This is a genomic window from Nocardiopsis nanhaiensis, assembly GCF_054778635.1.
In genome coordinates this window covers 1-1,011 of sequence record NZ_BAAGZJ010000194.1, presented here as the reverse complement: position 1 = coordinate 1,011, position 1,011 = coordinate 1, and the positions used below count along the sequence as shown (strand labels likewise).

At 68.6% G+C, this 1,011-nt stretch carries 1 protein-coding gene; it reads right to left on the bottom strand.

Annotated features, from left to right (window positions below):
• Window positions 1–30: 30 nt before the first annotated feature.
• Window positions 31–945, bottom strand: coding sequence for a transposase (locus tag ACYVD1_RS34740; protein ID WP_460778720.1), 915 nt, complete (start codon window positions 943–945; stop codon window positions 31–33).
• Window positions 946–1,011 lie beyond the last annotated feature (66 nt).

The following is a 1,011-nucleotide window of genomic DNA, read 5'->3' as shown; positions in this document are numbered from 1 at the left end:
CTAGATCGTTGATGGGAAAATGTGTCCTGGTCAGTGGTCGTAAGCCACCAGTGACCGCTTGACCGGGGCACCGATCAGCCAGTTGTGCCAGATCGCCGCGTTCAGCGCCAGGATGCGCTGGCACACCCTGGCCCACAGCCCCTCAGCGGTGCGGGCCCCGTGCCGCTCCAGGCCGAGCTGGTTCTTCAAGGTCCAGATGATCGCCTCCACCCGCTGGCGCAACCACCCCGGGAACGGGCGGGCCGCCTCGTCCTTGCGGGCCGGGCGCACCAGCACATGGTCGACCTCGGCCATGGCCTTCTCGATCCCGGCCCCGGCGAACCCCTTGTCGCAGACCACTACCCTCGGACCGGCCTCGTCTTCGGGGTCGGGGGCGGGGCCGGTCGCCTGGTGAGCGATCAGGTGCAGGGCCTGCTTGCGCTCGTCCAGTTCCTTGGGGTTGGCCAGGGAGAAGGACACCACCGTCCCGTCGGCGGTGGTGATCAGCATGAGCTTGGACCCCCAGTAGAACCGGTGGTGGGAGGCGTCGCGCCCGTATCCGCACACCTCGCCCAAGGCGGAGCGGTGCACGGTGGTGCGCGAGGCCCCGCACGGGACGGGGGTGCCGTCCATCAACCGCAGGTTCTCCCACCAGGTGGGGGTGTGGCGGGCCAGCCAGCCCAGGGTGGTGAACATGATCGGGGCCAGGCGGGTCAGGTGCCTGGTGTACTCGGACTGGCCGGGCAGGCGGCCGAAGAGGTGGCCGATCCGGGTCGGTGCCAGGCGCAGCCAGCGGCGTTCGTCGTCGCAGCGCAGGAGTACCTGGGCGACGGCGACGCAGACGAGTTCGGCGTCGGTGAGCAGGGGCGGGCGTCCCGGGCCGGTGCGCTGTTTGGCCGAAGGGATCACGTCGTCGTCCAGATGGACGTAGAGTGCTGTCAGAAGGGCGTCAAGGTCATTGGTCACACTCTGATCCTCGACGCCCTTCGCCTTGGGCGCAGGCGTTTCAGGGATTTCCCATCAACGATCTAG